This is a genomic window from Prevotella sp. P5-64 (genome assembly GCF_002251285.1).
Taxonomy (GTDB): Bacteria; Bacteroidota; Bacteroidia; order Bacteroidales; family Bacteroidaceae; genus Prevotella.
Window position 1 is genome coordinate 1 of sequence record NZ_NPJK01000001.1, and the last position, 9066, is coordinate 9066.

General features: G+C 52.3%; 8 protein-coding genes and 1 tRNA gene. All 9 read right to left on the reverse strand.

Translation table 11 applies throughout. The features are described from left to right. Positions 1-186 precede the first annotated feature (186 nt). The 9 genes from CIK87_RS00005 to CIK87_RS00040 all read right to left on the reverse strand — a co-directional run bounded on the left by CIK87_RS00005 (position 187) and on the right by CIK87_RS00040 (position 9019). Positions 187-260 (reverse strand) — tRNA-His (locus CIK87_RS00005). A 226-nt stretch (positions 261-486) separates the two neighbouring features. Beyond that, positions 487-861 carry a preprotein translocase subunit SecG gene (gene secG / locus CIK87_RS00010; protein WP_022310866.1) on the reverse strand — a complete coding sequence of 125 codons (375 nt, stop codon included), beginning with the start codon at positions 859-861 and terminating at the stop codon, positions 487-489. A 39-nt stretch (positions 862-900) separates the two neighbouring features. Continuing rightward, complete coding sequence (locus CIK87_RS00015) at positions 901-1653, reverse strand: hypothetical protein (RefSeq protein ID WP_094384391.1); 753 nt, start codon at positions 1651-1653, stop codon at positions 901-903. Between the two features lie 27 nt (positions 1654-1680). Next, positions 1681-2169 (reverse strand): LPS assembly lipoprotein LptE, encoded by a 489-nt coding sequence (gene lptE, locus CIK87_RS00020; protein WP_371327089.1) that lies wholly within the window; start codon positions 2167-2169, stop codon positions 1681-1683. Positions 2170-2214: 45 nt separating this feature from the next. Next, positions 2215-3420: a sigma-54-dependent Fis family transcriptional regulator gene (locus CIK87_RS00025; RefSeq protein ID WP_094384383.1), complete on the reverse strand. Its 1206-nt coding sequence runs from the start codon at positions 3418-3420 to the stop codon at positions 2215-2217. Between the two features lie 195 nt (positions 3421-3615). After that, complete coding sequence (locus tag CIK87_RS00030) at positions 3616-4890, reverse strand: serpin family protein (protein ID WP_094384385.1); 1275 nt, start codon at positions 4888-4890, stop codon at positions 3616-3618. A gap of 29 nt (positions 4891-4919) precedes the next feature. Beyond that, positions 4920-5939 (reverse strand): C10 family peptidase, encoded by a 1020-nt coding sequence (locus CIK87_RS00035; protein ID WP_216822749.1) that lies wholly within the window; start codon positions 5937-5939, stop codon positions 4920-4922. A gap of 73 nt (positions 5940-6012) precedes the next feature. Further along, a complete protein-coding gene (locus tag CIK87_RS13800) occupies positions 6013-6315 on the reverse strand; it encodes a hypothetical protein (RefSeq protein WP_144008038.1) in 303 nt (100 codons plus the stop codon). 364 nt (positions 6316-6679) lie between these two features. Next, on the reverse strand, positions 6680-9019 hold the full coding sequence (locus CIK87_RS00040; protein WP_094384389.1) for a BamA/TamA family outer membrane protein: 2340 nt from the start codon (positions 9017-9019) through the stop codon (positions 6680-6682). Between the last annotated feature and the right edge of the window lie 47 nt (positions 9020-9066).

Below are 9066 nucleotides of genomic sequence, written 5' to 3' on the forward strand. Positions count from 1 at the left end.
ATGTAAACGGGATGGGCTCGGCTGTGCGCGGGATGGGCTCGGCAATGCGTGGGATGATGTTGGTAGTGCGCGGGATGTGCTTGGCTGTGCGTGGGATGTGCTCGGCTGCGTGCGGGATGTGCTCGGCTGCGTGCTTGGCTGATTGGGGGAAACAAAAAAAGCAGTTCCGAAGAACTGCTTCTTATGGGTGGCAGATGGGACTCGAACCCACGACATTCAGAACCACAATCTGACGCTCTAACCAACTGAACTACAGCCACCATTTAGAGCTTAATCTCATTAAGCGAGTGCAAAGGTAATGGAAATATTTGTTTCCTGCAAATTTTTTGCCCATTATTTTTCGCGCCGCCTTGTATTTTCTGCTTCCACGGGGGCTGCGCAGCCTGGAGGCTGAGCCTTCTCTTGCGCCCGTCGGCGTGGACGGCTACAATAAAGCCCGCTCTGCGTCGGGCAGAACGGGCTCATATTGCGTACCGTCGGTAACTCTTACTTGTTGTTCTCGGCTGCGGGGGCAGCGGGAGCCTGCTGGGTATTGCCCTTGGTAGGCTGGGTTGCGCCGAAGCCAGGCATGTTGGTAGGATTGGTAGTCTCTGTCTGGGTAGCTGCCTTCTCCATTACGCTTTCCTCGGTGATGGCCTTGGGAGCGGTGTGGGCGCAGATTACGCTGATGACAACCATAACGGCGGCCAGACCCCATGTGATTTTCTCTACCAGGTCGGTAGTCTTGCGAACACCCATGAATTGGTTGGAAGAAGAGAACTGTGAAGAGAGACCTCCTCCCTTAGACTCCTGGATGAGCACGATGCCAATCATCAGGATAGATACCAGTACGATAAGTACTACGAATAATGTGTAAATCATCTTGTTGTTTATTTTTTTTGTTATTATTTGCTCTATATCTTATGGCTTTTTGGCCTTGCTGTTCAGTATCAGCTTCTCCAAGAACCGTATTTGGTCTGCAAAGTAAGCATTTTTTTTTGGAAAAATCAAATTTAAGCGCGTAATTATTTCCAAAGCCTTCTCAAAACGGCCTTGTTGGATGTAAATTCGTGCCAAAGTCTCGGTGCAGTAGCTTCCGTCCACCATATTTTCGCTGTCTTTTGTGTCATTGCTTTCGGGCACATACTCAGGTTCTTCCTTGAGTTCTATCTTGCCCTTGTCGTTGTTGATGAAGTCGTCTATGAGCGACTGTCCTTTCATCAGCGGAGTCTCGGGGCTCTCTTCGTCTTCGCTCTCGGTGTCGAGCAGGAAGCTCACGTAGTCTATCGCTGCGTCGGCAGCCGTTGGCTTGCGTTTCTTCTTCTTCGGCTCTTCCTCATCGGTGGCGGGGATGGTGTCCAGAAAGTTGTCAATGAGCGAGATGGTGCGGTCGGCGCCTGGGGCGTTCTTTGCCTGGCTGTTGTCGGTGGTGGCACTTTTGAGCTTGTAGTGTGCTGCCTCTATCAGCCTGAATATCATCTTGCGGTCGGTGATGTATATGGCTGCCTTGCGCAGTTCTTCATCAAACGAGGGATCGTGCAGGATGTAGAGGTTTTGCAGCATCAGCAGACGTGCGGTCTGGAAGTAGGGATAGAGCGCAATGAGGCTTCGGAGGTCGTACAGGGTCTCCTTGTCCATGGTCTGCGGATGCTTGATGAGTTGCTCTAAGTCCAGTTGCATATCTGTGGTGGTTGGGGTGGTTTACCAGTTGGCCACGGTGGCGTTGAATATCTGTTCTACGAGGTCCTTGGTCATCTGGGTGACCAGTTCTTCCTGTACCGAGTTCAGGTTCTGGGTCGACTCGTATGTCTGCGAGGCTGAGAACTGACGTTCAAAGTCTTCCTTGTGGTTCACGTTGTTGGTAAACCTTACGCTGACGGTCATGGTGAGCTCTACCTGTGCTGAGTAACCTTCGCTCGACACCGACTTGTTGCGTTGCGTGTATTGTATGATTTCTCCCTCTATCTTGAGATCGCCGTTGCGCTTGACCTGTACTAGACGGGTATGGTTGGCAAATTCGTCTTTGAGGGCGTTGTTGAACAGAGGACCCATGGGTCCCCATACATAACTGCTGCGTATGGGGAAATCGTTGATTTGTATGGTCTTGGTCTTGGTGTAGTCTATGCTGGCACCGTTGAACTTGTAGCCTTTGAAGGCGCACGCGGTGATGGTGGTCAGCACGAATGCCATCAGTGCGAGGTGTATGTATATGAGTTTTTTCTTCATTGTCGTCGTTTAGTCGAGTCCGTATTGTTTGAGTCTGCGGTAGAGTGTACGGTCTGAGATGCCCAGGGCTATGGCAGCTTCGCGTCGTCGGCCGTTGGCCTTTTCCAGCGCTTCCATTATCTCCTTTTTGTCGTGCTCTTCGCGCGTCATGGGCTCTGCGGGTTCGTTTTTTATCTCTTCTGCCACCGCGTCTTCTGCCTGTACTGTCGCCATCTGTCCGTTGGCGATGTGTGGGAGCGAGTGGCCGTATTGCTGGGCGGTCATCGCGCCGTGCTCTCCCAGTTGCTTCTTGAGCGCGTCTATCTCCTTCTTCAGCTCGGTCACATTGCCGCGCAGCTCGTATAATACCTTATATAATAGTTCGCGCTCGCTCTCATAGGAGTGCTTGCCTGTATTGTCGATAGTGGCCAGCTCGGTGCTCTCGGGGTCTTGCGGGATAAACTGCGACAGCGTCTCGGCGTCTATCTCGCGCTTCTCGCTGAGTACAGAGATTTGCTCGGTGATGTTCTTGAGCTGTCTCACGTTGCCGGGCCACTTGTATTGCATCAGCAGGAGCTTGGCCTTGTCGGTGAGCGTTATCTTGGGCAGCTTGTACTTCTCTGCCGTCTGCAGGGCGAAGAGGCGGAAGAGCAGGGGGATGTCCTGGCCGCGCTCGCGCAGTGGCGGCATCTGGATGGGGATGGTGTTGAGGCGATAGTAGAGGTCTTCGCGGAACTTGCCTTCGCTGATGGCCTTGCGCATGTTGACATTGGTGGCGGCCACGATGCGCACGTTGGTCTTCATGATTTTCTGACCGCCCACGCGGATATATTCGCCCGTCTCGAGCACACGCAGCAATCGTGCCTGGGTGGCTATGGGCAGCTCGCCCACCTCGTCCAGGAAGATGGTGCCGCCGTCGGCGGTGCCGAAATAGCCTTCGCTCTCGCCTATGGCGCCGGTAAACGAACCCTTCTCATGTCCGAAGAGCTCGCTGTCTATCGTTCCCTCGGGGATGGAGCCACAGTTGATGGCAAAGTATTTCTCCTTGCGTCGGGGGGAGTTGTCGTGGATGATGCGGGGTATAATCTCCTTACCCACACCGCTTTCGCCCACGATGAGTACCGACAGGTCGGTTGGGGCTACCTGCAGGGCGATGTCGAGTGCACGGTTGAGCCCGTCGCTGTTGCCGACAACATTATACCGTTGCTTTATCTTTTGCAGTTCAGAAGTGTCCATTGGAGTACAAAATTACTCATTTTATTCAACATAATGGTCGTTTTCGCCGTTTTTTTTATTGCTGGCATCCAAAAACTTATGCCCGCTTTGGCCGTGGTGGTTTCCCTTGCATAGGCTAAGCGGCCCACAACCGTGAGTGTGATAGCTCTCGGTTGCGGGCCGCTTGAGTTGATGCGTGTTGTCACGCGTGTTGTCTTAGAGATGTACTACCTTTCCCATAAACAGGATGGTGCCAGTTGTATTCTCACGGATAGCGAAAAAGAAGGGCTTGTCTATCCTGCGCGGAACGTAAGGGGATATATACATGCCTTCATTGCCAGATGTGGAGGTTACGGCTTTGGTTCCGTTTTCCTCTACCTCTATGATGGCAGTTTGTGACAGTCCCCACATCTGGCGTGCTGGTTTTGTGGCTTTTACCATGTCGGCGTAGGCAACAGACTCGTCCAATCCCAGTTTACTGAGTATGCCAGTAGCGCTATTCTCTTCATTCTTGAATATTGTTGTCAAGTCTGTAGAGATCGAGAACCTGGGCATGTAGAGTTCCAACTGAGCGAGATGGGCCTGCTCGTGAACTGCCCACCAGTCGGTATTGGCGCATATAGAGTCCAGCTTCTCTGCTTTACGCGGTATTCCCAACATCATAGTGTAGTATCCTTTGCCATAAGGCAGTTCCATGATATAGACATCTTCATTGGAATAGTCAAAGGCCATACCTACATTGGCTTCCATCATATCTACTTCTGACACGGTGCCGTCTATGTTGGTGAAACTGTCCTTCTTGGTATGCAGGGCGTTGAACGGATAAGTCCACTTGGCGTCAAAGGATGTGGCATTGACCCATGCATTCTGTGTAAACGTATAGTCGCCCACTTTCAGGTGAGCATCGGTTATCCTGCCATCGGTCTTGTCGGCAACCCAACCGTTTATCATACTCTTGGCAGCCTGTGGGTCTTTGAAGTTGGTCTCTTTGGTGTCAGCCAGATAGTATGTCTGTATCTTCTCGGCGAATGATGGGATTATCTCTTTGCTGTTGGCCTGTTGCCACAGTCCATTGACCATTGCCACTTTGACATATTCGTCGTCCTCATTGAAAAGGGCCAGCAGTTGACGGCTGCTCTCGTTGACTTGGTCCAGTGTGCCCATATCCAGGAAGTCCACCACCTTCTGCGCCTGTTCGTCAGCCAAGCCGTTGGCGTAGATAGAGAGTATATACTGCATACTGATGGGCGATATACACAGGTTGGTGTTTGTGCCCTCGACCTCCTTGGCTGCCGTAGCGAAAAACTTGTTGGCAAACTTGTTGCTCTGCTTGGCAAATGGCGTCTGCTGCACCTTGCTGCACTCCATCTGAATAGGCTCAAGACCAGTAGTCTTCTCTTCGGGGGCAGTTGTCTCAATGTTGTCCGTACATCCTGTCAGCAACCATGTGGTAGGCAACAGCAACCACGCAAGAATAAAACACTTCTTCATAATCGTATCGTTTTATATGTTAATAATTGTCATTGTTCACGTCTGAAATAATAGTAGTTTTTGGTATATTGTCTAAAATTACCAATCGCATAATAAGTGTTATCCTCATCACGTGCATGGATAAAGTCATTGAGATCCCATCCCCAATTCATTTGGTAACCATAGTTGCAATATACTTGCCGACGTTCGCGTATGATAGTACCTTCGCGTGGAACATTTGGGTCTATGTAGATAGTGTCTTCAAAAAAGCGCCAAATGTCATCGTATTCCTCAATATCATACTTATATCCATCAATTAACCACATGTGACCATCTTCGTTTGATTTTTCTTTGTCAGCGGCAAATAATACGGGTAATCCAAAGTCAATCTCGTCTTTTATATAGCCTGTCCCAGAAACGAATTTGCCCTTTATGCCATTTTTGTTGAGGACTGCTGCAACGCCCCTCATAGTTCCTCCAGAATTATCCGGTTCGAAAATAACATTTATTTCATGTGCGAGATGCGTTAAGAACTTTGCGGTGTACACCCCCTTTGGGTTTCCATGGAGGCTAATATACCATTCCGTCTCATCCATCATTAGACTATCAGATTGTAAGACTGTGCTTCCAGATGCATGATAAGTGCTGTTAGTGTAGGGGCCGCTGTATGAGCACGAAACGGGAATTTGATATCCGGGATAGCGCATGCGGTGAAGCATATATTGTCCTGTTGCGACGGCCGTGCAACTCAATGGGCAATTAGCTGTACTCCCACTTCCTATAGTAGGGGTAAAAATATTAAATGGGAAACGAGTATGCCAAGCCGTTCTTACGATATGGGGTACACTTTTGGTTGTGGTTCCAATATATTCAGAACCTTCGAATATCAATTCTCCTGGAACTGGCTTAGTGGGAGTTCGCTTGATTGGGCCTCCCAGCGAAGCCCATTGGGTAAGGCTTTCTGAATCGTTATCATAATCATCGGTCTTTGCAAGTGTTTCGGTCTCGTTCTTCATCATGTCAAGCCATGGCCTGATGGCTTTGTTTGCCAGTATTTTTGTAACGCTCATTTCGTTTTGTTCGTTGTTTTCGGCTAGCACTACAGGCATACGTTTGTCAATCGAGAACAATTTCCATCCTTGGTTAAACTGAACAAAAAAACATTAGCGGTTTACCACCATATACTAATGGCTCTATCTTGACAATGTGTCGCGTTTCACCAGTTCTTGTTCTTAAAAAATGCTTATCGATTAGAGCATTCAAATCAGATGCAGTTACTGTGAATGCATTGCGGAGAGGCTGCCCTGTGGCAGGAGTTACCGTCAGTCTAATGTCAAGTTTAGACAATTGAATCTTGGGGTTTTGAACTATAGTTTCGTTTTCTTCTGTTGTACAGGAAAACAATACCCAAGGTGCAAGGAGTAATAGAAATACTTGTTTATACATTTCTTTGGGTTTTTAATTGATGTTCTTGTGTGCTAATTTACGAAGTGGTTTTCATTCCGCCAAATTTTTCTCTGATTATTTTCAAAAAAATATTGATGGCGGTGTTGCTGGCGATGATGATTGATAGTCATATAGTTGAGAGTATATCCCGTATGCAGCCATATAAATGAGGCGTCACTGGTTTGCACAATTATTGCGCAAGTCGGTGACGCCTCAGGTGGCAACTGCCGTCGTGTGGCAGGTAGGGGCTGTATGCCCTATGGTTGTCTTGGGATGCCATCTCTATCCACGGGCGGTGGCAGATTGATGGCGACGGGCTGTAGAGTGGTGGGGTTGCTGACGAGTGAGGTGAAGAATGTGACCGTCAGAACGGATAACCCACCGCCAGATGGAGGCTCTGCGCATCGGCAAAGCTGCTGACATTGTAGAAACCGCTCTTGCCAGTGTCGTAGGGCACGTGGAGACCTATACCCCAGTCTACGCGCAGCACGAAGATGCCCACATCGTAGCGCAGGCCCACACCGGTGCCCACAGCCATCTGCGAGAAGAGGTTGCGGGCTTCAAACTTGCTGCCGGGGCGATTGCTGCTGTCGCGCAGTGACCACACGTTGCCGGCGTCGAGGAAGAGGGCGCCGTAGAGCGAGCCCCATAGCTGCGGGCGGTATTCGAGGTTGCCCAGTATCTTCAGGTCGCCAGTCTGCTCGATGTACGAGAGCTTGGCGTCGCTGGGATGGTAACGGCCCGGACCGATGCTGCGCACATTGAGGGCACGCACGCTGTTGGCACCGCCTATATAGAACTGCTCATAATAGGGCGCACTCTGCGCGTTGCCATAACTGATTACGGCGCCGGCATTGACATGGCCCAGCAGCGACGACTTGTCGGTGACGCGCCACTTCTTGACAAAATCGGTCTGGAGCTTGACAAACTGGGCGAAGGGGTTTTTGAACATCGTCTTGTTGCGCTCGGCCCATCGTTCGCCCATCATGGTATACGCCGCAGCCAGCAGGTTGCCCGCCTCGCTGGCAGTTATCTCCCAGCTGATGGGGTGGCGCATCGTAGAAGGGCTGTTGTAGGTATAGGTATAGGACATCTTGGGTACAAACTGGTCGCGCATGGACACGCTGAGATACGGGTTGCGCTCCAGCAGGTCGATAAACGCCTGGGTCTGACGCTGCATGTACTCATAGGACAGTATGAGCGGGCTGAACTGATGGCGTGACTGTGGCGACGACTGGAACGCGTAGGTAAGTTCGCCCGAGAGCACGTGGCGCTTGAAGTACCCGCCACGGTGGAGCACGTTCTTGGACGCCTTGATGGTGGTAGTGGGCACACCGTAGCGATACCAGCGTCCGATGCGGCGCATGCGCATCTTGTTGGGAGTGAAGAGGCTGCGCAGGGTGAGCATGCGGGGGAAGACCAGAGCCACGTCGCCGCCATATTCATACGACTTGATGCCGCTCTGGCTGCCCTCGGCGCTGTGTCCTGTCTGCATCTCGTAGGAGCCGTGGATATTGATGTCGAGGCGCTCGCCGCCGCGGAAGGCGTTGCGCTTGACGAGACCAGCCACCAGCTCGGGTCCCATGCGTCCGGTGGTCTTGCCCTTGGCGTTGGCTTCGATGTAGAAGTCGTAGGGCTTGTCCATCACCAGGTCGAGCTGCAGGTCGAGGGTGTCGTTGTCGCGTGGCGTAAACCTGAGGGTGCTGTAGCTGAAGAGTCCCGTGTTCTGGATGGCCTTCATCGTCTGTGCCTCGTCGTCGCTGCTGTAGAGTCTGCCGTGGCGCAGCTTGACATCGCGCAGTATGACGCCGAGACGCACGGGCGAGCGGCGTCCGTTGAAGCGGGCGGTAAGGTGGCGGAAGTGGATGGAGTCTTGCAGCACGTCGCCAAACTGTCGGCGGAAGTCGATGCCGATGTTGCCGATGTGCCATTGCAGCATCACCTGCGGCGACAGACTGTCGGCCAGCTGCAGTCTTACGTCGACCTGGCCCGGCTTGTTGATGGTGTCAGCCAGATAGGTGGCGTAGCCGGGCTGATAGTAATAGTAGCCGTGGGTGCGGAAGAGGGTGCTGAGCCGCTGGCGTTCCTGGTCGAGCGAAGCCACGCTGAAGGGGTTGCCCCTGCCTATGAGCGCCTGGTCGTCGGCGCTGTGGAGCAGGCTGTCGGCATGGGTGGGGAAGCCCACATACTGGATAGAGTCGTAGCGCCACAGACGACCCATATCCACCGTGTAGGCCACCTTGGCCTTCTTGGGGTTGGAGCCGGTAATCTCCTGGGCGCTGACATGACTGTTGAAGTAACCGTACTTCTTCAGTTGGTTCTCGGCCACCGACACGCGCAGGGCGGGGTTGACCTCGCTCATCAGCTTGGGCTTGGTTCCGAAGGCGCGCGTAATCCACCGCGCCAAGGGCGAGCTGCTCTGCGAGAAGGCGTTCCATACCCACAGCTTGGGTTGGAACGGCGAGCGGTAGTAGCTGCTGCCAAAGAGGGCGCCGTTGGGCGTAGAGGCAAGCACCGACTCCATCTCTATCTTGGTGTCTTCGGCATGCTGGCACGGCTCGTAGTTGGTATACTCGATAGGCTTGAGCCCGGTGAAGAGCTGTTCGCCCTCGGGCAGCGCCCGGGTGGTGGAGCAGCCAGCCGCCATCAGTGCCGCCACAGCCAGCGCCATGCCGGCGGTCATCTTATTTCTTGTCTTTCTCATTGTCTTCCTGATTAGTGGGTTGAGGGGGTGTGGGTTGCTTGCCGTCG